Origin of the sequence: Flavobacterium psychrotrophum (assembly GCF_003403075.1) — a bacterium.
Lineage (GTDB): Bacteria > Bacteroidota > Bacteroidia > Flavobacteriales > Flavobacteriaceae > Flavobacterium > Flavobacterium psychrotrophum.
Genome location: NZ_CP031557.1, coordinates 3,859,372 through 3,885,334, shown reverse-complemented (window position 1 = coordinate 3,885,334; position 25,963 = coordinate 3,859,372). Strand labels below are relative to the sequence as shown.

Genomic DNA, 25,963 nt, shown 5'->3' with positions numbered 1-25,963 from the left:
TACTAAGAATGGAAGCATCTGAAATCTCTATAATTTCACGGATAAAAATTGTAAATTTGACCTCCAATTAACCATCCATGAAAAATCTTATTGCAGTAGTTTTATTTTTAATTTTTATGAAAGCAGGTGCGCAGCTTGCAGTGCAAAATCAGCAGCCCTCAATAGGTTTTGTTAAAAATAAAGGTCAGTTTTATAACCAGAATAATAAAGCAAATACAGATGTGTTTTATTTGCTTAATGCTCCCGGAATGAATGTGCAGTTAAGAAAAACTGGCTTTAGTTATGATTTTTATGAAACTGAACGACATATTAAAAAAGTAAATCATGTATCATTCTTGCCAACTGAAGATACTGTATCGTACACATATACTACTAAGCTGCACAGGGTAGACTTTGATTTTGAGAATGCAAATCCCGCAATGATTTTGACCGAACATGAAAAATCATCAGCTTACAACAATTATTATAATATGCCCTGGAAATCTAATGGGGTAGAGATGGTGTACAATTACAAAAAGGTAATATATAAAAATCTCTATAAGGGTATCGATCTGGTATTTTCAGTTCCGGATGATGCTGCCAAACCTGTAGAATATAATTTTGTAGTGCACAGTAACGGGAATATTAATGATATAAAGTTCAGAGTAAGGGGAGCAAAAAATACATTAGAGGGCGATAGGATCAAATTTAATGTGCGGTTTGGTGCTTTTGAAGAAACCATTCCGCTGAGCTGGACAGAGTCGGATACCGGGAACGAGGCGCTTAAAATAAACTACAGGCAAATATGTAAAAATGTTTACGGATTTAAATCAGAAAACAATCTTAAGGGCAAAAAAGTAATTATTGATCCTGTGCCCATACGTATGTGGGGTACCTATTTTGGAGGGTATGCTACTGCATTCCCTGCATATGTCGAAACTGATGCCTTAAATAATGTATATGTAAGCGGCTCTACAGCCAGTACCCAATTTGTAGCTACAGCGGGGGCTTTTCAATCTACTTATGTGGAGGGTAGTAGTAGCGGTTACGTTTCTAAACTATCACCCGACGGTGCGCAAATTTGGGGCACTTACTATTGTGTTGTTGGCAAATCAATTACTATTGATTCTGATTTAAATGTTATTTTTTGCGGTAAAACAAGTAACAGCTATCCTAACCTTGCCTCGCCCGGGGCCTATCAGACTTCTAAAAATACTTATGCCGATTGTTATGTGGTAAAACTTAATTCTTCAGGATTAAGGCTTTGGGGTACATATTATGGTGGAAATGGAAATGAAGAAGCAGGAAGTGTTTCAATTGTTACTGACAGCACTGATAATATCTATTTTGTGGGAAGTACTAACAGTACACAATATATGGCTACAGCCGGTACTTTTCAACCCAGATTTAATGGCGGAACTGATGGTTTTATCGTAAAGTTTTCGCCCTTTGGAGACCGTTTATGGGGTACTTATTTTGGAGGAAGCGAGGCAGATGGGTTAAATACTGTTAATATTTCTGATGACGACTTTTTATATGTTGCCGGCACGGCAAATAGCGGGGGACTTGGTACACCCGGTAGTTATAAATCGGACTGGGATGGGACAAATGAAATTTATATCGGAAAATTTGACACATCAGGAGCAAGGCTTTGGAGTACTTACGCCGGTGGTAGTGGATACGACTATATGCTTAGGGCAGCTTTACATGGCACACATCTTTATTTGCAGGGGCGAACAAGCAGTACTTCAAATATAGCCACGCCGGGGAGTTACTTTCCTTATTACATAGTGCCAGATAATAGAGTCGATTCAGAATTTGTTATGAGTTTTGATACGCAAAATCAATCTATGGCATGGGGCACTTATTTTAATAGCATGATAACCGGGCTTGCTGTAAACCAAAATGGCGAAGCCTTATTTTGTGGTGATGCGAGTGGTAATAGCAATATTGCGACACCAGATGCCTATATGCCTGTAAAAGGGATGTACTCAAAATCATTTTTGGTAAAGCTGGGCTCTGCCGGAGAACGTATTTGGGGCACTTATTATGGTGGTGATAAAGCTGAACAAAATTGCTATGTAGCTGTAGATACTGCCGGAGATATTTATATGCACGGCATAACAAACGGCAGCATGTCAGGCATTGCCACACCGGGCGCGCACCAAAGCGGTATTTCGCCAGTAAATGTCGGTGCAACCTATATAGTAAAATTCCGCGACTGTAATTCGTTTAGTACACTTTCATCAAACTCCCCGGTTTGTGTAGGGCGAAATATCAATCTTACTGCGCAGGGCGGATCAAATTATTTATGGACGGGCCCAGACGGCTTTACTTCAACGCAGCAAAACCCTGTTATACCGTCGGCCTCTGCTCTAAAAGCCGGAACGTATAGCTGCGCCATAAGCGGTACAGCAGGGTGTGATGCAACCCAAACCGTTGAAATAATTGTAGGTGATACTGCCCAACCCGTACCTACATTGCCCAACCTACCTCAATTAACCTCCGATTGTAGTATTACGGTATCGCAAATACCTACTGCCACAGATGGTTGTGACGGAATATTAAATGCAGTAACCATAGATCCTTTGTCTTACACCATAGCAGGAAATTATATCATAAACTGGAATTTTACCGATAGCTCGGGTAATAGTGTGACACAGCCCCAAAGCATCGTAGTCACCCCGCCCAATTTAACCATAGAGTCTAATGTAATGCTATACAGCTGTGCCGGGAATCCGTTTGACCTTACCGCAGCCCAAACACTGATTACCACACAGGCTGGTGTTATATTTGCCTATTATGATGATGCGGCTAAGGCACAGCAACAGATAGACCCAATAACAAGTCCAACTTCTTACACAGTTGCCGGCAGCGGACAGATTTTTGTGGTGGTTACTCTTCCAAATGGTTGCAAAGTACTTTCAAACATATCACTTAACTATAACCCGTTTCCTGTTATTCCTACATATGTATTAGAAAAATGTTTTGGCACAGGTGGTCAGGTTTATGACCTTAGTGAAGCGCTCCTGTTTATTGACCCTCGTAATGAACTTGAAGTAACTTTTTATGCTACAGCGGCCGATATGCTAAATAATATTCCAATACCTGATGCCGTTCATTTTACAACCACCACAGCTACATACCGCCTGTATGTTAAAGCAAAAAATACATGGGGCTGTACCGCTACCGGTACAATAGAGTTGAAGGCAGGCTACGCTACAGAAACCACACTGCCTGCTTACAAAGAATGCGAAGGTACCGATGCGGTTACTTTTGATCTTAGCCAGCAGCAGGCGGCCATTATAGCTACTTTGCCGGCAGGTAATTATGATGCTGGTTATTATAATGTATATGCCGATGCTATTAATGGAACATCTAACACTATTAGTCCAGTGCTAAACCTTACATTAACCGCAACTACGATATATTACAGGTTTAAAGCAATGGGCAGCTGCCCATACATATTTAAGCAGGAACTCAGTCTTATTCAAAATTCTGATTTCGTACTGGAGCCGGAGTATGGGTTTTGCGCTGGAGATTCAGTTACAATAACCCTGCCTGATGGTTTTTATATGTATAAATGGTCAAATGGCACAATAGGCCAAACTGCTGTTTTTACCGTGCCCGGCACTTATTCAGCCACCGTGTCTACTCTTACAGATGGTGTTATATGCGAATCAATACGGTATTTTATTATAAACCAATATAACGGCCCGAACATAAGTGAGGTGGTGACAGCTGACCTAACCGCGCAAAACAACACCATTACCGTACTGCCTTATAATGAAGATTATTTGTATTCATTAGACGATATTTCCTATCGGCAGGAAAATGTATTTACAGGCTTAGAAGCCGGTCTGTATACAGTATTTGTAAAAGATAAAGGCGAATGTGGCAAAATTTCTAAAATGATAGCCCTACTCGATTATCCTAAATACTTTACCCCAAATGCTGATGGGAAATTTGATTACTGGCATGTTAAGTTCGCAGGCTTTAATAAAGCGCTGATTACTATTTATGATCGTTATGGAAAGTTAATTACTACCCTTAAACAAAATGATAGAGGATGGGACGGTACTTATAATGGTTATGCCTTGCCTGCTACGGATTATTGGTTCATGCTGCAACAGGAAGGTAAGCCTGATTTTAAGGGGCATTTTTCGTTAATACGATAAAGTATCTGTGTGGTAATGATTTGTTGTTAATAAATCAATTTTCTCACCTTTAGTAATTTAGTCATGGGCATAAGGTAAAAAGATCTCAATGCCCCATAAAAAAAGGGAAAACGGTTAGTTTTCCCTTTTTTAGCCCCCAAAAATACCGTAAAATTTATATTTTACTAATGCTATTTTGGGTAAAAATATATGTATTAAATAGATATTCCAAATAATTTTGTTAAAAAAATTAAAACATCGGCAAAATACATTTTAAATCGTTCATTTACAGCACTTCCCTTTTTCGGTTATAGTCATTGTAAAATTAAGCTGTATGGTTTCTTAATAAGCCCTTGCGTCGTTTCCTTCGTAAAAGTTTATAAATGCGCGGTTTACTACACGGTTTCCTCCCGGTGTAGGGTAGTCTCCTGTAAAATACCAGTCACCTAAGTTTTTAGGGCAGGCAATGTGCAGGTTCTCTACCGTCTGGAAGATGATTTTTACTTCTGCTTTAATATCTTCGGTAGTAAGTATCTGTGCAATCTTGTCTGAAATCTCCTGATCTGTAAAAGGTGCATAGAATTCAGTAACGTAGTTTACAACATCATTATCCGGCAGGCCTTCCTGAGCTTTACTCTTCTTATATACATCGTCAATTATATGATCTAACCCACGCTCTTTAAGTAGCGCTAATGTTGCCTGAAAAGCTACAAGCCCTTCCAGCTTTGCCATGTCTATACCATAACAGTCAGGATAGCGAATTTGCGGTGCGCTGGATACTACTACAATGCGCTTAGGGTTTAGCCTGTCCATCATCTTAATGATGCTCTTTTTAAGCGTTGTTCCGCGTACAATAGAGTCATCTATAATAACAAGGTTGTCCTCTGGCTTAATAACGCCGTAGGTAACGTCATACACGTGTGCAACAAGATCGTCGCGACTGCTGTCTTCGGTAATAAAGGTGCGCAGCTTAGCATCTTTAATGGCTATCTTCTCAGTACGTATCTTAACAGATAGTAGTTCCTTAAGGGTTTCTTCATTAAGTGTGTTGCGTTTTTCTAATATCTCATTGTTTTTGCGCTGGTTCAAAAAGTCCTGCGCGGCCTCAACCATTCCGTAGAAAGAAGTCTCGGCAGTGTTAGGAATGTATGAGAAAACCGAATTGTCAGTATCGTTATCGATAGCTTTTAAAACGTCAGGTAGTACTAAGTGGCCCAGTTTTTTGCGCTCTTCATAAATCTCGGCATCGCTACCGCGTGAAAAGTAAATACGCTCAAACGAACATGCTTTCTTAACCGTAGGGGGAATAATCTCTGTAACCGATACTGTACCGTTCTTTTTGATAATGATGGCATGACCGGGGTCAAGCTCTTTAACATCGTCAAACGCTACATTAAATACCGTTTGTATCACCGGCCTTTCAGATGCTACAATGGCAATTTCGTCATCCTGGTAATAGTATGCAGGACGAATACCTGCCGGGTCGCGGAAAACGAATGAGTCGCCGTGACCAAACATACCTGCCATGGCATAACCGCCGTCCCATTGCTTAGAGGCACGTTTTAAAATACGGGCAATGTTAAGCCTTTCTGATATTACGGCAGAAGCTTCTTGCTTTGTGTAGCCTTCGTTTTTGCAAACCTGGTACAGCTCGCTCACTTCATCATCAAGAAAATGGCCTATTTTTTCCATTACCGTAACGGTGTCGGCAAGTTCTTTAGGGTGCTGGCCAAGCTCTACAAGGCTGTTAAAAAGCTCCTGTACATTAGTCAGGTTAAAGTTACCGGCTACAATAAGGTTGCGGTGCATCCAGTTATTCTGGCGCAGGAACGGGTGAACGCTCTCTATACTGTTTTTTCCAAATGTACCGTAACGCACGTGGCCCAAGTACACTTCGCCAATGTACGGTATCATGTCTTTTTGTGCCTGTACATCATCGGCATATTCGGGATGGTTTGTAAGCTCCTCGTTTATGCGTTCGTTTATCTGGGCAAAAACATCCTGAATGGGCTGCTGCTGGTTGCTGCGTACGCGGCTTATGTAGCGCTGCCCGGGTTTTACGTCCATTTTAATACTGGCAAAACCGGCGCCATCCTGCCCGCGGTTGTGCTGCTTTTCCATCATCAGGTACATTTTTTGTATCCCGTAAAAAGCAGTGCCGTATTTTTCTTTATAATATTCCAGGGGTTTTAAAAGCCTGAGTAGTGCAATACCGCATTCATGTTTAATAGCATCGCTCATAGTGTAGTTGTGTGTTGTAGTTGTATTAAAAAAAGCCCCGCAATGAGGCCTTGTATTTTTGTTTTGTTATTCTTCAAGCGCAATGTCAAACTGGGTAAGCGCCTTAAATTCCTGCAGGCGTTCCAGCACTTCGTCCCTTTGCAGGTCTTCCATGCGTTCTGTGCCAAATTTCTCGACACAAAACGAAGCCAGGTTAGAGCCGTAGATGATCGCGTTTTTAAGGTTTTTAAAGCTGATGTTTTCGCTTTGTGCAATGTAGCCGCTAAAGCCACCTGCAAAAGTATCTCCGGCACCGGTTGGGTCAAACACCTCTTCAAGCGGAAGCGCAGGAGCAAAGAACACTTTTTTGTCGTGGAATAATAGTGCGCCGTGCTCGCCTTTTTTGATCACCACATATTTAGGGCCAAGGGTGTGAATTTTAGCAGCTGCTTTAACAAGGCTGTATTCGCCGCTTAGCTGGCGTGCCTCTTCATCGTTTATAGTAATAACGTCTACACGTTTAATAACATCTAAAAGCTCAGGTAGCGCACAGTCCATCCAGAAGTTCATCGTATCTAGTACTACAAGTTTAGGGGCAGCAGTTAACTGGTCTAATACGCTTGTTTGTACAATAGGGTGCAGGTTGCCCAGCATTACTACATCAGCATCTGTAAAGTTTGCAGGTACTTTTGGCTGAAAATCGGCCAGTACGTTAAGTTGGGTATCCAGCGTGTCGCGGCTGTTAAGGTCATTGTGGTAGCGTCCGCTCCAAAAGAAGGTTTTTCCACCTTTAACTACTTCGATAGCCGAAGTGTCGATGCCCTTAGCAGACAGCATATCAAGATATTCCTGTGGAAAATCTTCGCCCACAACAGATACTATGGCGCTTTGTACTTTAAAGAATGAAGCCGAAAGGCCAATATACGTGGCTGCTCCGCCAAGTATCTTATCGGTTTTGCCGAAGGGTGTTTCGATAGCGTCAAACGCTACGGTTCCCACAATAAGTAGTTTGTTCATTTTGCTGTCCCAATTTTTGAGGACGCAAAGATAAGGCATATCTATGACAGTAGCAATATGGTTATTATCAATTTAAGTTATAGCGGGATAGGTGTATTGCGGTTGCAATATTTATATTTAACGTTTTGTAAGGTTTTAATTGTAAAAACGTTAGCAGTATTTTTGGAACAATTATTGTAGCTTTATCATGAACGAAAACATTATAGTTATGTTAGTGCACGATAATCATGATTTAAGAGATGCAAATGAACTCCCTCAGGGAATGTTTGCTAAAATACTTACTGTTAGTATAGTTTCTGTAATTGGTACATGCCTTGTAGCACTTGCCTTATTTGAAATTTAACGCATCGCAGATTTCTTGTAGTAGCGCCCGGTATGTTATGCCGGGCGCTACTATTTAGTAGAATGTTTACTCATTACCCAGTTGCTCATAAAAAGCATCAATATTAAGGTTGGGTAGCTTAGAGGCCATTACGGCAAGTTCGTCGCAACGCTCATTTTGCGGGTGGCTGTTGTGGCCTTTTATCCATTTAAAATCGGCTTTGTGCTGGCGGTATATTTTAAGGAACCGTTTCCATAGGTCGGGATTCTTTTTGTCTTTATAGCCTTTTTTCTCCCAGCCAAAAACCCAGCCTTTACTAATACTGTCTACCACATATTTACTGTCAGATACTACTAGTACGCTCGTGCCTGGTGTTTTTAGTTTTTCTAATCCTACGATAGCCGCCAGTAGTTCCATGCGGTTATTGGTCGTAAGCCTGAAGCCTTCGTAAAATTCTTTGCGATAGCCGGTGCCTACGTGCTCCATAACCACGCCATAGCCACCCGGGCCCGGGTTTCCTTTGGCTGCGCCATCAGTATATATATGTACGGTGTGCATTTTAGATTATTAGATCTTTAGTATTTTAGATTTAGCTTCCTTAGGGGAGTGTAAACCGTAATCATTTTTCGTTTTTTAGTGTTTTAGGCTGAAAGTATTTCAGATATTATATCATGGCACTAACATATGCTGTCTAATATTCTGAAATACCAATATTCTAAAAATCTTCTTCATTTATCAATTTTTCAATTACTTTCGGAAAATGCTCGTGCTCCAGTGCCAGTACTTTTAGGGCAACTTCCTCAGGGCTCAGGCATTCCTCAATAGCTACTGCCTTTTGAAAAATAATATTGCCTTCGTCATAATTATCGTTTACATAATGTATGGTAATGCCGCTTTCTGTCTCCTTGTTTTCGTGTACGGCGCGGTGCACATGGGCACCATACATTCCCTTTCCGCCATATTTAGGCAGGAGGGCAGGGTGTATATTGACTACCTTATGCGGATATGCTGCTATAATATCGCCCGGAAACTTTTGTAAAAAGCCTGCTAACACGATTAACGACGGATTAAAAGCCTGCAAATGGCGCAGCACAAAACCGTTATTTAGCTCTTCTTTTGTAAAAACAAATGAGGGTATGCCGTGTGCTTCCGTTTTGGCTATAACGCCCGCGTTTGCATTGTTTGTAAGCACAAGTACTACTTTTGCAGTCTGAGATTGTGAGAAATAACTTATTATTTTCTCTGCATTACTGCCGCTTCCGGAAGCAAATATTACAATATTCTTCATTTGATAACAGGTTTCGCTTTGCAAAAAAAAGAATAATATCCCGCAAAATAACTAAGTCTTCACATTATTCTGAAATTAATTTTTTACCTTAGTACTCACATTTTTTAGGTAATGCGTGGTTTTAAAATAAAGTTTTTTATTTTTGCCGTTCAATTTAAATTCTAAAATTAAAGATTATGTCAGACATTGCATCAAGAGTAAAAGCGATTATCGTAGACAAATTAGGCGTAGACGAGAATGAAGTAGTATCAGAAGCAAGCTTCACTAACGATCTGGGCGCAGATTCACTGGACACTGTTGAGCTTATTATGGAGTTTGAGAAAGAATTTGATATTCAGATTCCAGACGATCAGGCTGAGAACATCTCTACTGTTGGTCAGGCTATTTCTTACATAGAAGAAGCAAAAAAGTAATAAATACCTAACATCCATGTAGCTTTATAATTACATGGATGTTATTGTTTATTGGCATCTTTGCAATGCCAGTTTTGTATTACAGGAAAATAAGCCGCGGCACCGCCCCGGCACCTCTATATAATAGCCAGTACCCATGTTCTTACTCTTGCTCAGTCAGATAAAGATGCATGGGTACTGTTTTATAATTTTAAATCAAAAAGTAACTGTATGACATTAAGGAGAGTTGTGGTAACCGGCCTTGGCGCCCTGACCCCAATAGGCAACACGGTAGAACAATACTGGAACAGCCTGATAAACGGTGTGAGTGGTGCTGCGCCCATTACATATTTTGACGCCACTAACTTTAAAACCAAGTTTGCGTGCGAGCTAAAAAACTTTAATGTAGAAGATTTTGTAGAGCGCAAAGAAGCCCGCAAGATGGACCGCTACGCACAATATGCCGTAGTAGCTACCGAAGAGGCTGTTAAAGATGCAGGCTTTGACCTGGATGCTCTTGATAAAGACAGGGCAGGTGTAATATGGGGCTCTGGTATAGGAGGCCTTGAAACCTTTCAGGAAGAGGTAATTAACTGGGCTAAAGGAAGCGGTGTGCCTAAATTTAACCCGTTCTTTATCCCTAAAATGATTGCTGATATTGCCGGTGGGCATATCTCTATAAAATATGGTTTCCGCGGGCCAAACTTTACTACGGTAAGTGCCTGTGCTTCGTCTACAAACGCACTTATAGATGCGTTTAACTACATTCGCCTTGGTTATGCCGATGTTATGGTGAGTGGGGGTAGCGAGGCAGCTGTAACCATAGCCGGTATGGGTGGCTTTAATGCCATGCATGCCCTTAGTACAAGAAATGACGACCCTACCACGGCGAGCCGCCCTATGGATAAAGACCGCGAGGGCTTTGTGCTGGGTGAAGGTGCCGGTGCACTTATTCTTGAAGAGTATGAGCACGCTAAAGCGCGTGGGGCTAAAATATACTGCGAAATAGGTGGCGGCGGCATGAGTGCCGATGCGCACCACATTACGGCTCCGCACCCGGAAGGGCTTGGCGCACGCAATGTAATGCTTGCATGTCTTAGAGATGCTGGCCTAAAGCCGGAAGACGTAGATGGTGTAAACATGCACGGTACCAGTACACCATTGGGCGATATTGCCGAGAGCAAAGCCATTATCGAGGTTTTTGGCGAGCATGCCTATAACCTGAACCTTAACTCTACAAAGAGTATGACGGGCCACCTGCTGGGTGCAGCGGGTGCTATTGAAGCTATTGCATCAATATTATCTATAAAACACGGCATTGTGCCACCTACCATCAACCATTTTACGGATGATGAAAACATAGACCCTAAGCTAAACTTTACCTTTAACAAAGCCCAGAAAAGGGATATGAAAGTGGTAATGAGCAACACCTTTGGGTTTGGTGGGCATAACGCTTGCGTACTTGTAAAAAAGCTTGAAGAATAATCCGCATATGGGGTTCTTTAAAAAAATATTTTCAAAATCCCGCCAGGCTCCTAAAGAAGGCGGGATTTTTTTTTCTGAAATGCAGGCAATCTTAGGGTTTGATCCTGTAGAACTTAATCATTACCGCAGGGCTTTTACCCATCGTTCCAGTAACAAGCACGATGAGAATGGCAACGCCGTTAATTATGAGCGCCTGGAGTTTTTAGGAGATGCAATGCTGGGATCGGTCATTGCAGCGCATTTATTTAATGAGGTACCCACAGGAGATGAGGGATACCTTACTAAAATGCGTTCTAAAATTGTAAGCCGGGAACATCTTAATGAACTGGGGCGCGACCTTAACCTTATTAAATGGGTTGAGAGTAAAGTTTCTGCTCAGCATTTTGGAGAAAACATTCATGGTAATCTTTTTGAAGCCTTTGTAGGTGCCATATACCTTGATGGTGGTTTTGAATACTGTGAGCGCTTTATACATCAAAAAGTAATACTGCCATATGTAGACATCCCAAAATTAGAGGGCAAAGTTATCAGTTATAAAAGCCTGGTGATAGAATGGTGCCAAAAGCAAAAAAAACCATTTTACTATGAGGTTTATGAAGATAATGGTATGGAGGGACAAAAGCATTTTGGGGTTAAGCTTAAAATAGATGGACAAATAGTGGCGCGTGCCAGGGCAACCTCCAAGAAGAAAGCAGAGGAGAAAGCATCGCAAAGAGCCTATTTTGCATTTCAGGAAAAAATTAACAAAAAATAAATCAACTCCTCAGTTTACTCAAACGTTTTCGTGATTAAAATAGCATAAACTTAATTTTAAGATTATTTTATGTAAGTTATAAGTACTATATTTACAGCTTGTTTGAAAGGTTAATACTATGGCTATTCATAAGTTAATAATAGATGATTTTGATAGTGTCGATTATACATTAATCGCTATTCATTCATCATTAGAAGACTATCGATTGGCTTATTTTGTAAACAGGGAGCTCGAAATAAAGCTCGAAAAGTGCCCCAAAGATATTGGAGTGAAACAAAAGGACGACCTTGCTTTTTTTTCACGCTACATTTTTGAAGACCCTTACCAGGACTCTGCCTGGAACCTGATACGTAATAAGGATAACATACTTACCCAGACAAACACCGCCCCGCTTTTTGCAGGACAGGACTACAGCATGAGCGCCAGCGTATATTTTATACCTGAGCTGAAAACAGCCGATTATGTTCTTAAAGTAGATAACGCGGAGCAAACAGAAGCTGAAATTGTCCGTAGCCTGCTTATGGTAAAGCATATTGCCACCGCCTATAAAGTAGACCACTATAAACTTAAATCGAAAAACAACTTAATTTTTTAAGAGAATGCCGACAAACAAAAAAACTAAAATTGTAGCCACGTTAGGCCCTGCCTGTAGCACTAAGGAAGTTATCAAAAATATGGTAGACGCCGGTGTAAACGTGTTCAGGATAAATTTTTCGCATGCTGACTATGCCGATGTTCAGGAGCGTATAGATATTATTCGCGGCCTTAACGCTGAATACGGTTACAATACCTCTATCCTGGCCGACCTTCAGGGGCCTAAGCTAAGGGTAGGTGTTATGAAAGAGGACGTTGTAGTGAGCCCTGGCGACATTATTACATTCCAGACTGCAGAAGACGTACTTGGTACTGCTGAGAGGGTTTACATGAACTATAAGGCATTCCCTAATGATGTTAACCCGGGAGAAATGATCTTGCTTGACGACGGAAAACTTATGTTTGAAGTTGTTGCTACAAATAAAGTTGACGAAGTTACTACCCGTGTTGTACAGGGTGGGCCGCTTAAGTCTAAAAAAGGTGTAAACCTTCCTAATACTAAAGTATCGCTTCCTGCACTTACAGAAAAAGATATTCGTGATGCTATCTTCGCTATTAAAGCAGAGGTAGACTGGATCGCACTTTCATTTGTACGTACACCACGCGACCTTGAAGACCTTCAGGAACTTATTTCTGAGCACTCTTCTTACAAAATTCCTATCATCGCTAAAATCGAGAAACCGGAAGGTGTTGAGAATATTGATAAGATCGTAGCTTACTGCGACGGACTAATGGTAGCACGTGGTGACCTGGGTGTAGAAATGCCTGCTCACGAAGTGCCGCTTATCCAGAAAAAACTTATCCTTAAGGCTAAAAATGCCCGTATACCTGTAATTGTGGCTACACAGATGATGGAGACCATGATAAGCAGCCTTACACCTACACGTGCTGAGGTTAACGACGTAGCAAACTCTGTAATGGATGGTGCTGATGCGGTAATGCTTTCTGGTGAAACATCGGTAGGTAACTACCCTGTTCAGGTTATCGAAAAAATGACTCAGATCATTGAGGCGGTAGAAGATTCTCCGCTTATCAAAGTACCTCAAAACGTACCTACTGTGCGCACTAAGCGTTATGTAACTAAATCTATTTGTTACCACGCTGCTCAAATGGCAGGTACAATAGGTGCTAAAGCTATCTGTACACTTACAAACAGTGGTTACACAGCATTCCAGATCTCTGCATGGAGGCCAAATTCTCAAATCCTTGTGTTTACAGATAACAAAAGGATACTTACACAAATGAGCCTGCTATGGGGAGTTAACTCTTTCTACTACGACAAATCGCTTAGTACAGATGAAACGGTAGAAGATGTAAACGCTATTGCTGTAGAAAAAGGTTTTGCAGAAAAAGGCGATATCCTTATTAACCTTGCTGCTATGCCGGTAAACGAGCGTGGTATGGTTAATACACTTAGGGTGTCTGAAATTGAAGCATAATAAATTTTTTATTATATATATGAAAGTGGCTGCCAATGGCAGCCACTTTTTTTATACGGTAATAATTTCTCCGGTAGAAGGACCAAAAATGCTTTTCCTGAATGCGTATTCCAGGTTTTTCATTGTGGTAGGCACCTCTCCCGGAAAGTAGGGGAAATACTGCGGAGAATTTTCAATTACACCCGGTGCTATAGCATTAATGCGTATGTTGTTTTCAAGTTCTATTGCCGCTCCTCTTACAAAGCCTTCTACAGCTCCGTTTGCGGCAGACGCATTTGCAAAGTTGCGTTGTGGTGTATGTGTTAATGCTCCTGTTATAAGCGTAAAAGACCCTTTAGGGTTTATATGATGCTGCCCTATAAGTACCAGGTTTATCTGCCCCATCATCTTACCATTTACACCTACACGAAACTGCTCGTCGTTAAGACTGTGCCAAGAACCTACATAAGTAGGGCCGGCTGTGCTTACAAGAGCATCAAAAGACCCGGCCTGACGGTATAAGTTTTCTATAGATTGTACATCTGTAATATCTACAAGTATGTCGCCACTGCGAGAGCCTGCTGTAATTATTTCATGGTCATTTTTAAGCTGCTGTACCAGATATTGACCCATAGTTCCGGAAGCACCTACAATAATTATTTTCATATGTGGTTATGTTTAGTAATTTTCAAAAATCAGTTCTTTACTCGAGCTTATACCTGCCATCGTTCCTGTAAATACGGCATGGGCAACTGCCCTCATGGGGCTTATACTATCTCCGCAGGCATAAATGCCGTCTATTGTGGTTTGCAGCATGGCATTGGTTTTTATGTACCCTTCTGGAGTAATTTCGCAGCCTAGCTTTTTAGCTAGTGCACTGTTTTGTACAAATGGTACCCTGGTGTAAGCTGCTTTTACGGCTAAGGTTGTGTTGTTGTTAAAAGTAACTCCCGATATATAGCCATTGTTGTGCTCTATGTTGGTTATCACTTCTGTCCTTACCTCTATGTTTTGGGTTCTTATAAAATGCCATTGCTCCTCAGAAAAGGAAGCGTCGCGATTAGTTACAATGGTAAGGTCATCTGTCCAGTTACGAATCAGCCTGGCAATTTCAAAGCCTGTATCGCCGTTGTTAAATATTGCTGTAGGCATGCCTTTAACCTCATAGCCATGGCAATAAGGGCAATGGAGTACAGATATGCCCCAGCATTGTGCAAAGCCGGGTGTACCGGGTAAAATGTCTTTGATTCCGGTTGCAAAGATGAGTTTGCGGGAATAAAATACCTCACCTCCGGAGAGGCTTACCCTAAAGCCATCTTTTGTTTTTAAAGCTTCGGTAACAACGTCATTAAAAAATGCTACCGTTGGGTATGCCATAACCTGTTGTTTTGCGGTAGCAGCTATTTCTGCCGGGGTTTTTCCGTCATTGGTAAGAAAGTTATGAGAGTGTGGTGTTTGCCTGTTACACGGAAATCCGGCATCCAGTACAAGTACGTTTTTTAAAGCCCGGCCTAATGCCAGTGCTGCCGACAGGCCTGAGTAGCTGCCGCCTATGATTATAACATCATAAATATTCTTATTTTTCATATGTAGTTATTTTTGCTGGGTTAGTTTCAGGGCAGAATCTATAAGGGGTATTCCTGCAAAAACAACAAAAGGAACCAGTAATATGGTTAATAGGAAGGTTTGTACATAGATTGGCAGCATTTTAATTTGTGGGCCAAAAATGTACAGAAATATTGTAATAGAGGGGTATATTGCAACCCATATTTTTACTGAATGTATTAACTTGATTTTGTGTTTCATAATTGCAATGTTTTACTTTTGTTGAAATTAAAATACAGGACAAAAGTACACGGGTTGCTTAGTATGAAAACAGGACAGAAATGGAGTTGTACAGGACTTATTTAAAGTTATTACGAAACGCTTCTGGTGAGTGGCCTGTGTTTTTTTTAAAGAAGCGTATGAAGTACGATACGTCTTCATACCCTAAATTTAAAGCAATATGGTTTATTTGGTTTGAAGTAGCCAGTAATTGCCTTTTAGTTTCAAGCAGAACAGTTTCTGTAACCAGTCCGGTAAACGTTTTTCTAACTGTTGCCTTTATAATCGCATTTAACTGATAGGCAGTAAGGTTCATTTTACCGGCATAAAAATTAACCTGTTTGTGGTTTGTCAGATGCGTGTTTATCAGGTTCAGTAATTCTTCCAGTTTACGGTAAGAATAATCTCCGGTGTTTTGGTTACAGTTACCACAATTGCATCCCTGCCTAAAAAGGTCTATAAGTAATAAATCCAGCCAGGACCCTATGGCCTTTTGTTGCAGGGTATCTTTTACCAGGCACTCCTCATAAATACACTGTAATATATTAAATGTAGCTAAAAGTCTGGAGTCGCTGAGTTTGCAATAGGTACGGTTTCCTAAATGGTTGAGTATATCTCTTGCAGGTTTTTCCTTTGGGTTATAAAACTCATTGTTAAACTGAATTAAATAACCGGTTGTGGCGTGTTCTAACTGAAGGCGGTGTACCTGCCCGGGCCTCATAAAAAACACCGACCCCGGCACTACAGGGTAAGGTGTAAAATCTATAACATGCTCGCCACTACCCTGATTTATGATCAGGATAAAATAGAAACTGTGCCGGTGTAGTTCTTGTATAAACGTACCGCCGGAAAGTACTTCTTCAATTTTACGGATGCTGAAATTGCCCGAAAGTTCAGGTTCTTTTACAATACCGCTTATATGCCGTACAGGTATTTTATCCATAGTGCTAATTTAAGTTTTCCTATGGCAAAAATCAATAAGCGGTATTGCAATATTTATGCTAAAAAATTAATGCATCATTAGCGGTTTTTCGGCACTTGGTGCGAGTTCACTTGCAGGAGTTGTTTTTATAAACAACAAGGTAGCGCCTGCACCCACAAGTGCCATAACAATACCCACTATTTCGGGGCTGGTATAGCCATAACCATACTCCAGCGGAAGTCCGCCAAAGTAAGCTCCCAGTGCATTTCCTATATTAAAAGCGGCCTGTAGCGCGGCAGACGCTATCATTTCGGCACCTACTGCGGTTTGTATAGCCAGCATATTTATTGGGGCTATAAGGGTAAATGCTACACATGGTGTAAAAAACACCAGAATTAACGAGGTGTATTGATTACCCGAAAAGAAATATACAGCGGTAAGTGTGGCACTCATAAATATTAGTAATATCAAAAGTGTTTTTGCAGGACTGTAACGGTCGGCAAGCCGCGCACCTATAAAATTTCCTGCAACCATGCCCACTCCGGCCAGCATCATGATGTAAGGAACGTTTTCTGCTGAAAAACCGGATACTTCTGTAAGTAATGGCGCTATATAACTTATCCAGCAAAACAGCCCGCCAAAGCCTATTGCGGTAATAAACATGATGAGCCATGCTTTAAACTTACTAAAGAAAGCCATTTGCTGGCGCATTGGCGCATTTTTTTGCTGATCCAGTGCAGGCATATACATGGCCATGCTTATGGCGGTTATCAGGCCTATAACAGCAATTATTACAAAAGTATACCTCCAGTTAAGGTGATGTCCTATCCAGGTGCCAAGCGGCACACCCACAACATTAGCTATGGTAAGCCCCGTAAACATTATTGCTATGCTTTGTGCTTCTTTACCTTTATCTGCAAGGCGGCTGGCTACTACTGCACCTACTCCAAAAAAGGCACCGTGCGGCAGGCCTGACAGAAAGCGCGAAGCAAGCAAAAGATCGTAACCGGGCGCTATAATACTAAGAGCGTTAAATACCGTAAGCATAAGGGCAAGTATGGTAAGCATTTTTTTAGGAGGCATGTTGCGGCCTGCCACTACAAGTAATGGTGCACCTACTACTACACCTATTGCGTATGCTGCTATGAGGTGTCCGGCTTCGGGTATGGTTACGTTCAGGTCGCGTGCTACGTCGGGCAGCAGGCCCATCATTACAAATTCGGTAATACCAATGGTAAGCCCGCCGAGGGCGAGGGGAAGAAGGCTTAATTTCATGTGTTTAATTAATTGCTTTAAAGTAAAGCAAAGATATGGTGCTCATGACCTAATTAAGTTGTAAATTAGCAACACTTACTTGCAATTATCATATATGAAATTAAACCAGTTTGAAAGCCTTATGCTCGATGAGTTTGAGGAAGAGAAGTTTCACCTGCCAGAACATAGCCATTCGTATTATGAGCTTATTTATATTGTAAAAGGTGATGGTATACACCATCTTAACAAAAACCTGCTGCCGTATACTGCCGGCGATTTGTTTGCTATTTCGCCGGATGATCAACACTATTTTGACATTCATAACAGTACACGCTTTGTATTCATTAAGTTTACGGATAGCTACTTTAGTACCAAGAAAAACCTGTATAGTGATGATATGCTCATTAGCACGCCGGAGCAGATAATGCGCGAAAGGCTGCTGAAAGAGGCTACATTGCAACTGGATGAACCGTGCCGTACCATATTAAAAAATACGGTTGAGAATATTACGGCTTATAATTGCCGTCAGGATATATCCAGCTCGCCAATTATATTTTTCCAGGTGCTTTCAATCTTCGGGTTGATAAAAGAAGCGCTTTCTAAAATGACTCCCGAGGTACAGGGAACAGCTTTTGATAACAGACAGGTAATAACATACATACACCAGAATATTTACTTTCCGGCACTGGTACAGATAAAGGCCGTGGCAGATAATTTTAATATTGCGCCGTCTTATTTTAGTGCGTGGTTTAAACGAAATTTTGGACTTACCTACCGCGATTACATAAACAATCTGCGCACCAAGCTTATAGAGCAACGCATTAAAGGGCGTAATATGCCTATTAAGCAGATAGCTCACGAATTTGGCTTTACCGATGAAAGCCATCTCTCTAACTATTTTAAAAAGCGTAAGAATATTAATCCGAGTGCATTTGGTAAGCGGTAACTAACCCAGTTTCACTTCACCCGCAGGGCTAAAAAGCTTATCAGTACCGGCCAGTCGGCGGCGGATGATAACACGGTCGCAAACCCATTCATTTTGGTATTCAAAAGCGGTGAAGTCGATTTTTGTAAAATCGTCTTCGCTAATGTTGCGCGCTATTGTAATGTGGGGTGTCATAGACAGTTTTGTCTTACGCTCGGGCTTGTCTACAATACTTGTCTGGCGGTATTTTGGCTTGGGAGCCTTCTTTTTTGTAGGGTTCTTTATTGCTACGGCCAGGTGGTCTACCGCCTCAGGGTTTTCCAACTTAAGGTAAAGGGTATGTTCCTTTCCGTTTTTAAAGTCGGCGTGGCCATCTAACTTAATGGTGAATTTTGATTCGCCCAATAACGCTTTCCTCACAATATCCTTCATGCTGGTCGATTCAAAAGCCTCGGTTTTCAGCAGGGTAATATGAGCTATGGAAGTACGATCGCGGTCAGCAATACCTATGGCCTCGTGCAGCGATTGCTTTAAAGCGTCTACATCGTCTTTAATGGCATCACTGGGGCTTAGCAGTATGTGGTATTCATACAGCGTTTCCGGAAAAAGCGATATTTGTGCGGTATTAGCGTTGCGTTTAGCCATAAGTACCGCAAAAATAATAAACTCTTTTGTAATTTAGTGCTTTACTCTATACGCATGGAAACACAAACCGCTAAAAAAGCCACTATTCCCCAAAAGATTCTTTCCCGCAAGGATGAAATTACCGCCGATTTTATGAAAATTGCCGATCAGCACATGGCCGACCTTATGGCGGGGCGTGCGGTAAAGCGGTTTCATGCGAAAGATTTTGCTGAGAAATTGTTCATTCACCCGAGGCATCTTACCAATACACTGCACCTAACCCTTAATACATCACCCTGCGATGTGATGGAAGAGCGTATACTGGCAGAAGCCCAAAAGCTGCTGCGCGAAACTACCCTTTCAATAGCCGAAATAGGCCAGCGCTTTGCCTATGACGAACCTACTAATTTCACCAAGTTTTTTAAGAGCATGGCGGGTATAACACCGCTTCAGTATAGAAAACAATTTGTTTAACGTTTCAGGTTTTAGGTTACTGACTCAAACGTACAGAACGGCATAAACCTGAAACTTTAAACCTGAAACAACGAAGTAAAATACTGAAGAGTCTACCATTTTTGGGGTTCTTTCCCGTGCTACCTTTGCGATGTAATAAACAACAAAAAATATTTACAGAATGAGACAATCTAAAATTGCACTGGTTACTGGCGGCAGCCGCGGACTGGGTAAAAATATGGCTTTGGCTATTGCCAAAAAAGGCCTTGATGTAGTGCTGACCTACAACAGCCAGAAGAGCGAAGCCGATGAGGTAGTAAAAGAAATTGAAGCATTGGGGCAAAAGGCAGTTGCATTACAACTTAACGTAGCAGACAGTACAGGCTTTGAAGGTTTTTTTAAAGCAGTGGGAGCAGCGCTTAGCGAAACTTTTAGTACCGATAAATTTGATTACCTGGTAAACAATGCCGGTATTGGTATTCATAAAGCATTTGCCGAAACTACAACAGATGAGTTTGACACACTGGTAAATATACAGTTTAAGGGGCCATTCTTCCTGTCTCAGCTGGCGTTGCCATTGCTTGCAGATGGAGGAGGGATCATTAATATCTCTACCGGGCTGGCACGTTTTAGCACACCGGGTTATGCAGCCTATGCTTCTATGAAAGGCGCTATGGAAACGCTTACAAAATACCAGGCGAAAGAACTGGGTGCAAAAGGCATTCGTGTAAATATTGTGGCACCGGGCGCTATAGAAACTGATTTTGGCGGTGGTATGGTGCGCGATAACGAGCAGGTTAACAACTTCCTTGCATCGCAAACGGCACTGGGCAGAGTAGGCCTGCCGGACGACATTGGCGGTGTAGTAGCCTTTTTATGTACTGATGATGCCCGCTGGATAACAGCACAGCGCATAGAAGCGTCAGGAGGGATGTTTCTTTAATGATATAATACAAAACGGGCTTTATGAGCCCGTTTTATTTTACTGGTAGGCAAATGCTTTTAAAAAACAACCGCCGGAGATGAAGCTACAAAAATACCGCTTGAATTTGCAGTAGCTTTTACCGAGCTAACCTCACGACCACCCTGATGTATTTTTACATCTACCTGCTGGCCATCAGTGCCACCACTACCCTGAACAGAGAATGCTACAGCCTGCACGCTTGGTGCTGCTGTAATAGCAAGGCTCCATGGTAATGATGTAATTTCAGCGGTAGTAGCGCCACCACTTTCAGTTGTGTAGGCAGCTGTAATGTCGCCTGTAAAGTTACCTGTAACTTCATACTTAATCTCTCTTGAGCTGTTTGTGCTTCCGCTATCATCATCGTCAGAACATGAGGTAGCTAATACCGAAGCAGCCATAAAAAGGCCTAAAAACATTTTTTTTATCTTGCAAATTTTTAATGTTATTAAGCAAATATATCGACCTCATTTTTTAGGTTCCAGTTTTTTAACCTCCGCTTAACGATAATTTAAGATTTGCGTTTTTTAAATGAAATCTTAATTTTTATTACATTTTTAAATATCAATGTTCTTTTTTACTGAAATTTCCCAAGATGATTTGTTGTGTTTCAGTAAGAATATATGTTGGACATTAAAGGAGTTTTGATATTCTTTTTTTGAATATTTCTCCCATGCTTTTCCAAATTCAGGATATGTTAAATCACGGTAAGCAATCGTTATATGCGGGTGGAAATCTTTATCTGAAAATTGTGATTTGAGTTCTGGGAACTGCATTTCGAATGCTTCAATAATTTTTTTTTGCAGCGAAATTAACTCAGAACTTAGTTTTGGCTTTACAAAAATTACCGGGTCTTTAGGCTTATCAAAACAATCAAAACCATTGAGTTCAACCTCAAACGCTGTGCTTTTTATAGGCATTGATGTAAACCATTCGCGTACTTCAATATCTCGGTTGTATGATATGGCAAAAGGCGCTTTTAAGGTAATGTGCGGCATTACCCTGAGCGCCTTTTTGCTATTATGATGCAATGCTATATCATCTTTAAAGCTTGTTACCTCCCTGCAAATAATATCGGGAGGTATTATGGCTATAAAGTATAAGGTGTTGTCTGGCATTTGCATGTAGCGCACTGTTTGGTGCAAATGTATTCGTTTTCCGGCTGGTTTTCCGGTTTAAGGTTTGTAACTTCTTGTGCGGCTTTGTTTAACTCTTTTTCCATCTCGGTTTTAATTTGGTTAAAGTATGGGGTGTTGTTTAATAATACTCTGTAATACTCAATGCCGCTAAGCAGGTTTTCTTTAAAAGTATTCAGTTTTTTTAGTTGTTGCGGAGTAGCATCGATTAGGGCGGCATACTCCTTTTTTAGATGGTTTACATACAGCCATAATTCTTTAATAAACATATTGGGGCGTGCTACAGCCATCACATTGTCATTCCCATAAATATGACGCACCATGCGCTCCAGCGAAACCTCTTCTGTAAAATAAGCCATGTTAGGGCCGGGGCATACCACCACGCCCTGTTGTTCTCCCTTAACAGGTATACCCTTTTCTATAAGTGCGGGAGAGGATAACCCTACGCATAGGCATGATTTTTCGGTAATCGCGGCAATTTCATTCTCAGTAAGTAAGCCATTTATCCTTTTTTCCTGATACTTGCGTGCTGCGGTACATATAAAGCCTTCTGCCTCATCCGGGGTCATTGCCAGGTACTTTTTAGGGCAGGCACTGCCATAGCGGTGCTTTAAGGCACGTTCTTGTTTTATAAGGTCGTTGCTGGTGCCGCGCACGGTGTTAAAAGGTACACCCAATGGCGACATATGACTAAGGTAAAGGTCATCTTCCCCCGCATCTGCCAGTAGTTTACGGGTGTCTGCATCTACTGCGGTAGCCTCTGGTACGAGCAGAAATGGCGAGCCCCAGCCTACTGAGGCTACTTTATAATGGTCTAATAAAAAGTTGTGCTCTTTAGCTGTGCCCACACCACCCTGAACGGTAATATGTATATTGGGTATTGTTGCCGGAGTTGGAAGCCCTTTTTGTTCGAGTGCTTTTTGCATCAGCGTGTAGGCAGCCTGAGCAAGTTCGGTTTTCTTTTGGGTAAATTCTTCCATAATAGGCCCCATAAGCAGACCCTCGGTAGCAAAAGCATGACCTCCGCAGTTAAGCCCTGATTCTATACGGTATTCTGATACCCAAAGCCCTTTTTTTGCTAAAAAGTTACCCTGAATGGATGCCGAACGAAAATCGCTAACCTTAAGTACGATCTTCTTTTTAAAATTGCCGTTAGCGTCCGGGTAAAAATCAGGAAATTGTTCAAAGTAGCTGTACAGCCTTGGGTTCATACCTGCTGACAGCACTACCGAAGATGAAAGGTTACTTTGTGCAAAACCCCTTAACGAAGCATGCGCATCGTTATATTCTACCGGTAAGGGCATGTTTTTTTCATCACGGTTTTCTTTGTCTACTTTGGTCATGATGTTTACATCAATACCTCCGGGAGAGAAATGCTCCTCTAAGTAAGCCTTGATGTTTTCGGCCATTTCGGTGCCGTTTGCTACAAGCTGCTCCAGCCCTTCCTTAAAGTCGTTCTTGGTAGGCAGCATCCCTAAAAACCGGTCTAATGCCGGGCGGCTTTCTGCCAGTTCGGTTTTAAAGGCTTCAAACTTCTGCTTAACAATGGTATCTACCATATTAAGGTACTGGGTTATCCGTTTGGCACGGTGGTCAAACGCCTTAAGGCTAAAAGGCGTGTAGGGCAGGCTGAATGTTTTACTGTAATAAGCAGCCATTTTTTCGATAAGGTCGTCATCTGTAATAGAAATGCACGACGAAATACCCAGGTGGGCAAGCCTTATAGGGGTGTCTATAGTATAGGCAAGCCCCATAACCGGGATGTGAAAACTGTGCGCGTTGTTGTACTGTGTCATGTGATGTTTGTGTAAAGTAAAAAGAGGTTTTATTGCTAAAACCTCACAAAAACTGAATTGTTCTTTATGATGCCGGTGTATTTTGCCGGAGGGCTATCTGCCGGGAGATGCCTGTTTTTAAGTGCTTCTGTAAAATGTGCCAGGTGTTCTGTTTCTACATGATCCATAACCACGATCTTATACCACAGGTTGCCTTCGCTGTGCTTTTGTGGTACTAATGTAAAAGCATGGGCTATGTCTTCAGGAATGTAATGCTCCCGTATGGCTACAATATTCATATAGGGTTCTCGAAAGTATTCTATACCGAGTTCGTCCAGCTTTTTGCAAAGCCAGTCGGTTCGCATTTGCAGTACGTTTACTTTTTCCTGCCAGCCATGAGGGCCATAAGTAAAAAGTATCATCCATACTGCTACGGCATTGCACCCGGAACGGCTACCACAAAGGGTTAAGTCCATACCGGCTACATATTCGGCTTCGGCCGTAAGCACGTTTTCCATAAGGCCCTTGCGGCAAATAAAAATACCGGTGCCGTAGGGTGCCTGCAGCATTTTGTGCGCATCTATGGTAATAGAGCTAATTTTAGGATTTTCAAAATTGAGGTGGCTGCCCTGATTGCTAAATGGATATACAAAACCGCCATAAGCGGCATCTACGTGCAGTTTATATTGCAGGTCGTACCTTTCAAGCAGCATGGTGTACAATTCTGTATCTTCGACCGATCCAAACATGGTTGTGCCCATATTAGCCACTACAATAAAATATTTTTTACCGCCTGCCTTTGCGGCTACTATTATACTTTCCAGGGCCATTTCATCAATATAACGGCTCATAAAATGTACAGGTACACTAAGGCGGTCCAGCATGAGGAGGTTACAGCCTTTTGGTACAGAATAGTGTGTATCTTCGGTAGCTATTACCGCAATTTCATGCGGCTGTGCGTTATGGTGTTTTATAAAGTAGTTGCGGTATATCCACAGTGCTTCAATATTTGCTTCGGTACCACCGGGTGCTATGTAACCGTCAAAGCTATCCGGTGCTGCCTTAAAAATATCGCAGGCTATAACATTTAGTACTTCGCGTTCTATTTGCTGTGTTCCCTTAAACGCAGATTCTCCATCGTTATAAGTATGACAGCCAATGTGGTTTGGGTTTGCCGCAAAAGTTTGCAGTATGGGTGCATCTTTTAAAAACGGAGCGTCTTCATTAAACACCCTGTCATCAAGGCGCGATGCCGGATAACCAAAAGTAGTATCGGTACTAAAGTTTACATTTTCGCTAAGCGCCCTGTGTATCCGTTCTGCACGATTTGCCACAGGAAGTTTTTTCCAGTACAGCATAAATAATTTATTATACAGCAAAGTACGCTAACCACTATGAGGTAAAGTATGATAAAAGTCATGTGTATAAAATAGCCTATAAAAAAACTCCCGTTATATTGTATAATATAACGGGAGTTTACTTATCCAAGATCTATCATGCTACCCGGAGTACCTGAACATAGTCATGCATTAGCTCCACTGAATAAATACTCTTTCTGAAGAAACCATGTACAGTAATTGTTATTTCTGAACCTTCTGTTCCTGAAACAGGAATACGCGTTGCCAGGGTTTTTAGAGATCCTACTTTATACCACAGCGCATTGGTAAACCTGAATTTTATGATTCGCTCAGATTCTAAAGTAGTAGAACCAGCATACTCCAGATAGCGCATTTTTATTCGTTTGCTGCGGCGTGGCATGATCTCAAAACACCTGCTAATAACGTGTAGTGTAAATGTAAGCCAGTTTACGGATGAGGGCATTGTGAATATGGGTTAAGATTATGCTTCGGCACTGGTCGAAATGCGTGTGCAGTTGCTTAGTAAAATGACAGTAATATTTACACTTGCAATACAGATTACGGCAAAGTTTTTCGTGATACAGCACTGTTATAATTATTACATATCAAAGTAAGCCCGTTGTTGTAAATTAAAGTATGATGAAAATCATTGCTTTGCAATGAAGCATAAAAAAAGCTCCCGTTATATTATATAATATAACGGGAGCTTAATCATTCACGATCTATCATGCTACCCTGAGTACCTGAACGTAGTCATGCTTTAATTCTACGGTGTAGATACTTTTCCTGAAGAACCCCTGTACCGTAATTTCAATTTCAGAGTTTTCGGTTTCTGAAACAGGAATTCTGGTTGCAACAGTTTTTAATGTACCTACCTTATACCATAGCGCATTCGTGAACCGGTACTTTATCATTCGCCCAGATTCTGCATTAGCCGAACTTACATACTCTATGTAGAGCATCTTTATTCGTTTACTGCGGCGCGGAATGATGTCAAGGCATCTGTTAAGAACGTGAAGATTGAATGTGAACCAGTTTACGGATGATGACATTGTGAATGTAATTTAAAAATTAAACACATACATCAGGCAAAACAAGTTTCGGA

Annotated in this window: 26 protein-coding genes; 10 read left to right on the top strand and 16 right to left on the bottom strand. The window is 41.4% G+C overall.

What is annotated here, in order from left to right; translation table 11 throughout:
- The first annotated feature begins 77 nt into the window (after positions 1 to 77).
- Positions 78 to 4,157 (top strand): DUF7948 domain-containing protein, encoded by a 4,080-nt coding sequence (locus DYH63_RS16815; RefSeq protein WP_116789898.1) that lies wholly within the window; start codon positions 78 to 80, stop codon positions 4,155 to 4,157.
- A gap of 321 nt (positions 4,158 to 4,478) precedes the next feature.
- On the opposite strand, the gene DYH63_RS16810 is transcribed toward DYH63_RS16815, so the two are convergent.
- Positions 4,479 to 6,377 (bottom strand): amidophosphoribosyltransferase, encoded by a 1,899-nt coding sequence (locus DYH63_RS16810; protein WP_116789897.1) that lies wholly within the window; start codon positions 6,375 to 6,377, stop codon positions 4,479 to 4,481.
- A 66-nt stretch (positions 6,378 to 6,443) separates the two neighbouring features.
- Positions 6,444 to 7,373, bottom strand: coding sequence for a PfkB family carbohydrate kinase (locus tag DYH63_RS16805; protein WP_116789896.1), 930 nt, complete (start codon positions 7,371 to 7,373; stop codon positions 6,444 to 6,446).
- A gap of 208 nt (positions 7,374 to 7,581) precedes the next feature.
- Between DYH63_RS16805 and DYH63_RS21715 the strand changes: the two genes are divergently transcribed.
- Positions 7,582 to 7,716, top strand: coding sequence for a hypothetical protein (locus DYH63_RS21715; protein ID WP_256386679.1), 135 nt, complete (start codon positions 7,582 to 7,584; stop codon positions 7,714 to 7,716).
- Positions 7,717 to 7,782: 66 nt separating this feature from the next.
- Here the strand turns inward: DYH63_RS21715 and rnhA are convergent, their stop codons facing one another.
- Complete coding sequence (rnhA, locus tag DYH63_RS16800; protein ID WP_116789895.1) at positions 7,783 to 8,253, bottom strand: ribonuclease HI; 471 nt, start codon at positions 8,251 to 8,253, stop codon at positions 7,783 to 7,785.
- A gap of 157 nt (positions 8,254 to 8,410) precedes the next feature.
- Positions 8,411 to 8,983: a phosphoribosylglycinamide formyltransferase gene (gene purN, locus DYH63_RS16795; RefSeq protein WP_116789894.1), complete on the bottom strand. Its 573-nt coding sequence runs from the start codon at positions 8,981 to 8,983 to the stop codon at positions 8,411 to 8,413.
- 176 nt (positions 8,984 to 9,159) lie between these two features.
- On the opposite strand from purN, the gene DYH63_RS16790 reads away from it, so the two are divergent.
- The 5 genes from DYH63_RS16790 to pyk all read left to right on the top strand — a co-directional run bounded on the left by DYH63_RS16790 (position 9,160) and on the right by pyk (position 13,647).
- Positions 9,160 to 9,396 (top strand): acyl carrier protein, encoded by a 237-nt coding sequence (locus DYH63_RS16790; RefSeq protein WP_026980165.1) that lies wholly within the window; start codon positions 9,160 to 9,162, stop codon positions 9,394 to 9,396.
- A 210-nt stretch (positions 9,397 to 9,606) separates the two neighbouring features.
- Complete coding sequence (gene fabF / locus DYH63_RS16785) at positions 9,607 to 10,860, top strand: beta-ketoacyl-ACP synthase II (protein WP_116789893.1); 1,254 nt, start codon at positions 9,607 to 9,609, stop codon at positions 10,858 to 10,860.
- A gap of 7 nt (positions 10,861 to 10,867) precedes the next feature.
- Positions 10,868 to 11,614 carry a ribonuclease III gene (gene rnc, locus DYH63_RS16780; protein WP_116789892.1) on the top strand — a complete coding sequence of 249 codons (747 nt, stop codon included), beginning with the start codon at positions 10,868 to 10,870 and terminating at the stop codon, positions 11,612 to 11,614.
- 118 nt (positions 11,615 to 11,732) lie between these two features.
- Positions 11,733 to 12,209 (top strand): IPExxxVDY family protein, encoded by a 477-nt coding sequence (locus tag DYH63_RS16775; protein ID WP_116789891.1) that lies wholly within the window; start codon positions 11,733 to 11,735, stop codon positions 12,207 to 12,209.
- A gap of 4 nt (positions 12,210 to 12,213) precedes the next feature.
- The gene (gene pyk / locus DYH63_RS16770; protein WP_116789890.1) at positions 12,214 to 13,647 is read left to right on the top strand and encodes a pyruvate kinase; all 1,434 of its coding nucleotides are present in this window, start codon (positions 12,214 to 12,216) and stop codon (positions 13,645 to 13,647) included.
- Between the two features lie 51 nt (positions 13,648 to 13,698).
- Here pyk and DYH63_RS16765 read toward each other — a convergent pair whose 3' ends face one another.
- The 5 genes from DYH63_RS16765 to DYH63_RS16745 all read right to left on the bottom strand — a co-directional run bounded on the left by DYH63_RS16765 (position 13,699) and on the right by DYH63_RS16745 (position 17,647).
- Complete coding sequence (locus DYH63_RS16765; RefSeq protein ID WP_116789889.1) at positions 13,699 to 14,292, bottom strand: short chain dehydrogenase; 594 nt, start codon at positions 14,290 to 14,292, stop codon at positions 13,699 to 13,701.
- 12 nt (positions 14,293 to 14,304) lie between these two features.
- Positions 14,305 to 15,213: an NAD(P)/FAD-dependent oxidoreductase gene (locus DYH63_RS16760; RefSeq protein ID WP_116789888.1), complete on the bottom strand. Its 909-nt coding sequence runs from the start codon at positions 15,211 to 15,213 to the stop codon at positions 14,305 to 14,307.
- A gap of 6 nt (positions 15,214 to 15,219) precedes the next feature.
- Positions 15,220 to 15,432, bottom strand: coding sequence for a putative antibiotic biosynthesis monooxygenase (locus tag DYH63_RS16755; protein ID WP_116789887.1), 213 nt, complete (start codon positions 15,430 to 15,432; stop codon positions 15,220 to 15,222).
- 97 nt (positions 15,433 to 15,529) lie between these two features.
- Positions 15,530 to 16,393, bottom strand: coding sequence for a helix-turn-helix domain-containing protein (locus DYH63_RS16750; RefSeq protein WP_116789886.1), 864 nt, complete (start codon positions 16,391 to 16,393; stop codon positions 15,530 to 15,532).
- A 66-nt stretch (positions 16,394 to 16,459) separates the two neighbouring features.
- On the bottom strand, positions 16,460 to 17,647 hold the full coding sequence (locus DYH63_RS16745; RefSeq protein ID WP_116789885.1) for an MFS transporter: 1,188 nt from the start codon (positions 17,645 to 17,647) through the stop codon (positions 16,460 to 16,462).
- Positions 17,648 to 17,741: 94 nt separating this feature from the next.
- Between DYH63_RS16745 and DYH63_RS16740 the strand changes: the two genes are divergently transcribed.
- Positions 17,742 to 18,572 (top strand): helix-turn-helix domain-containing protein, encoded by an 831-nt coding sequence (locus DYH63_RS16740; protein ID WP_116789884.1) that lies wholly within the window; start codon positions 17,742 to 17,744, stop codon positions 18,570 to 18,572.
- Here DYH63_RS16740 and DYH63_RS16735 read toward each other — a convergent pair whose 3' ends face one another.
- Positions 18,573 to 19,196 carry a 2'-5' RNA ligase family protein gene (locus tag DYH63_RS16735; RefSeq protein ID WP_116789883.1) on the bottom strand — a complete coding sequence of 208 codons (624 nt, stop codon included), beginning with the start codon at positions 19,194 to 19,196 and terminating at the stop codon, positions 18,573 to 18,575.
- Between the two features lie 54 nt (positions 19,197 to 19,250).
- Here DYH63_RS16735 and DYH63_RS16730 point away from each other — a divergent pair, with 54 nt between their 5' ends.
- Both DYH63_RS16730 and DYH63_RS16725 read left to right on the top strand, forming a co-directional pair.
- Entirely contained in the window at positions 19,251 to 19,649 is a 399-nt protein-coding gene (locus DYH63_RS16730) for a helix-turn-helix domain-containing protein (RefSeq protein ID WP_116789882.1), read from the top strand.
- Positions 19,650 to 19,809: 160 nt separating this feature from the next.
- Entirely contained in the window at positions 19,810 to 20,571 is a 762-nt protein-coding gene (locus DYH63_RS16725) for an SDR family NAD(P)-dependent oxidoreductase (protein ID WP_116789881.1), read from the top strand.
- A gap of 59 nt (positions 20,572 to 20,630) precedes the next feature.
- Here the strand turns inward: DYH63_RS16725 and DYH63_RS16720 are convergent, their stop codons facing one another.
- From DYH63_RS16720 to DYH63_RS16695, 6 genes are all read right to left on the bottom strand, one after another.
- Positions 20,631 to 21,008 carry a hypothetical protein gene (locus DYH63_RS16720; protein WP_116789880.1) on the bottom strand — a complete coding sequence of 126 codons (378 nt, stop codon included), beginning with the start codon at positions 21,006 to 21,008 and terminating at the stop codon, positions 20,631 to 20,633.
- A 138-nt stretch (positions 21,009 to 21,146) separates the two neighbouring features.
- Complete coding sequence (locus DYH63_RS16715; RefSeq protein ID WP_116789879.1) at positions 21,147 to 21,713, bottom strand: 2'-5' RNA ligase family protein; 567 nt, start codon at positions 21,711 to 21,713, stop codon at positions 21,147 to 21,149.
- Positions 21,680 to 23,521 (bottom strand): hypothetical protein, encoded by a 1,842-nt coding sequence (locus DYH63_RS16710; protein WP_240409025.1) that lies wholly within the window; start codon positions 23,519 to 23,521, stop codon positions 21,680 to 21,682. The genes DYH63_RS16715 and DYH63_RS16710 overlap by 34 nt, the downstream gene beginning before the upstream one ends.
- Before the next feature lie 35 nt (positions 23,522 to 23,556).
- Positions 23,557 to 24,858, bottom strand: a complete 1,302-nt coding sequence (locus tag DYH63_RS16705; protein ID WP_116789878.1) for a pyridoxal phosphate-dependent decarboxylase family protein — start codon at positions 24,856 to 24,858, stop codon at positions 23,557 to 23,559.
- A 136-nt stretch (positions 24,859 to 24,994) separates the two neighbouring features.
- Complete coding sequence (locus DYH63_RS16700; protein ID WP_162927072.1) at positions 24,995 to 25,321, bottom strand: hypothetical protein; 327 nt, start codon at positions 25,319 to 25,321, stop codon at positions 24,995 to 24,997.
- A gap of 262 nt (positions 25,322 to 25,583) precedes the next feature.
- A complete protein-coding gene (locus tag DYH63_RS16695) occupies positions 25,584 to 25,910 on the bottom strand; it encodes a hypothetical protein (RefSeq protein WP_162927071.1) in 327 nt (108 codons plus the stop codon).
- Positions 25,911 to 25,963: the final 53 nt, after the last annotated feature.

What these genes read in the sequence shown, in the direction of transcription:
- DYH63_RS16815 (WP_116789898.1), top strand. Translation starts at nt 78, where the DNA reads ATGAAAAATCTTATTGCAGTAGTTTTATTTTTAATTTTTATGAAAGCA.
- DYH63_RS16810 (WP_116789897.1), bottom strand. Translation starts at nt 6,377, where the DNA reads ATGAGCGATGCTATTAAACATGAATGCGGTATTGCACTACTCAGGCTT.
- DYH63_RS16805 (WP_116789896.1), bottom strand. Translation starts at nt 7,373, where the DNA reads ATGAACAAACTACTTATTGTGGGAACCGTAGCGTTTGACGCTATCGAA.
- DYH63_RS21715 (WP_256386679.1), top strand. Translation starts at nt 7,582, where the DNA reads ATGTTAGTGCACGATAATCATGATTTAAGAGATGCAAATGAACTCCCT.
- rnhA (WP_116789895.1), bottom strand. Translation starts at nt 8,253, where the DNA reads ATGCACACCGTACATATATATACTGATGGCGCAGCCAAAGGAAACCCG.
- purN (WP_116789894.1), bottom strand. Translation starts at nt 8,983, where the DNA reads ATGAAGAATATTGTAATATTTGCTTCCGGAAGCGGCAGTAATGCAGAG.
- DYH63_RS16790 (WP_026980165.1), top strand. Translation starts at nt 9,160, where the DNA reads ATGTCAGACATTGCATCAAGAGTAAAAGCGATTATCGTAGACAAATTA.
- fabF (WP_116789893.1), top strand. Translation starts at nt 9,607, where the DNA reads ATGACATTAAGGAGAGTTGTGGTAACCGGCCTTGGCGCCCTGACCCCA.
- rnc (WP_116789892.1), top strand. Translation starts at nt 10,868, where the DNA reads ATGGGGTTCTTTAAAAAAATATTTTCAAAATCCCGCCAGGCTCCTAAA.
- DYH63_RS16775 (WP_116789891.1), top strand. Translation starts at nt 11,733, where the DNA reads ATGGCTATTCATAAGTTAATAATAGATGATTTTGATAGTGTCGATTAT.
- pyk (WP_116789890.1), top strand. Translation starts at nt 12,214, where the DNA reads ATGCCGACAAACAAAAAAACTAAAATTGTAGCCACGTTAGGCCCTGCC.
- DYH63_RS16765 (WP_116789889.1), bottom strand. Translation starts at nt 14,292, where the DNA reads ATGAAAATAATTATTGTAGGTGCTTCCGGAACTATGGGTCAATATCTG.
- DYH63_RS16760 (WP_116789888.1), bottom strand. Translation starts at nt 15,213, where the DNA reads ATGAAAAATAAGAATATTTATGATGTTATAATCATAGGCGGCAGCTAC.
- DYH63_RS16755 (WP_116789887.1), bottom strand. Translation starts at nt 15,432, where the DNA reads ATGAAACACAAAATCAAGTTAATACATTCAGTAAAAATATGGGTTGCA.
- DYH63_RS16750 (WP_116789886.1), bottom strand. Translation starts at nt 16,393, where the DNA reads ATGGATAAAATACCTGTACGGCATATAAGCGGTATTGTAAAAGAACCT.
- DYH63_RS16745 (WP_116789885.1), bottom strand. Translation starts at nt 17,647, where the DNA reads ATGAAATTAAGCCTTCTTCCCCTCGCCCTCGGCGGGCTTACCATTGGT.
- DYH63_RS16740 (WP_116789884.1), top strand. Translation starts at nt 17,742, where the DNA reads ATGAAATTAAACCAGTTTGAAAGCCTTATGCTCGATGAGTTTGAGGAA.
- DYH63_RS16735 (WP_116789883.1), bottom strand. Translation starts at nt 19,196, where the DNA reads ATGGCTAAACGCAACGCTAATACCGCACAAATATCGCTTTTTCCGGAA.
- DYH63_RS16730 (WP_116789882.1), top strand. Translation starts at nt 19,251, where the DNA reads ATGGAAACACAAACCGCTAAAAAAGCCACTATTCCCCAAAAGATTCTT.
- DYH63_RS16725 (WP_116789881.1), top strand. Translation starts at nt 19,810, where the DNA reads ATGAGACAATCTAAAATTGCACTGGTTACTGGCGGCAGCCGCGGACTG.
- DYH63_RS16720 (WP_116789880.1), bottom strand. Translation starts at nt 21,008, where the DNA reads ATGTTTTTAGGCCTTTTTATGGCTGCTTCGGTATTAGCTACCTCATGT.
- DYH63_RS16715 (WP_116789879.1), bottom strand. Translation starts at nt 21,713, where the DNA reads ATGCAAATGCCAGACAACACCTTATACTTTATAGCCATAATACCTCCC.
- DYH63_RS16710 (WP_240409025.1), bottom strand. Translation starts at nt 23,521, where the DNA reads ATGACACAGTACAACAACGCGCACAGTTTTCACATCCCGGTTATGGGG.
- DYH63_RS16705 (WP_116789878.1), bottom strand. Translation starts at nt 24,858, where the DNA reads ATGCTGTACTGGAAAAAACTTCCTGTGGCAAATCGTGCAGAACGGATA.
- DYH63_RS16700 (WP_162927072.1), bottom strand. Translation starts at nt 25,321, where the DNA reads ATGCCCTCATCCGTAAACTGGCTTACATTTACACTACACGTTATTAGC.
- DYH63_RS16695 (WP_162927071.1), bottom strand. Translation starts at nt 25,910, where the DNA reads ATGTCATCATCCGTAAACTGGTTCACATTCAATCTTCACGTTCTTAAC.